At 57.0% G+C, this 249-nt stretch carries 1 protein-coding gene; it reads right to left on the minus strand.

Annotated elements, in window-relative coordinates:
- Positions 1 to 173 (minus strand): transposase (locus AB3X99_RS41090; protein ID WP_368662083.1); only part of this gene is annotated, 173 nt, incomplete at its 3' end.
- Positions 174 to 249: the final 76 nt, after the last annotated feature.

Below are 249 nucleotides of genomic sequence, written 5' to 3' on the forward strand. Positions count from 1 at the left end.
GCTCGGCGCCATTTGAACAAAAGATTCGTATTGAGCCCGTGTTCCAGAGCGAGTCGTGCGACCGAGACACCCGGTTCACATGCCAGCTTTGCGAGTTCTCGCCGAAACCCAATGGGGTGGTTGGGGGTGCCTTTACGCGTCCGTCTTGCCGCTGTCGCTATCTCAGGTGACAAAGTAGTCTCCACCACTCGTTTGGTGGGGCCTACTTTGTCCACTTTGGCGCCATCGGTCTAGACGGTGCTCAAGCAA

This window comes from Paraburkholderia sp. BR10882 (genome assembly GCF_040948855.1).
Lineage (GTDB): Bacteria > Pseudomonadota > Gammaproteobacteria > Burkholderiales > Burkholderiaceae > Paraburkholderia > Paraburkholderia nodosa_A.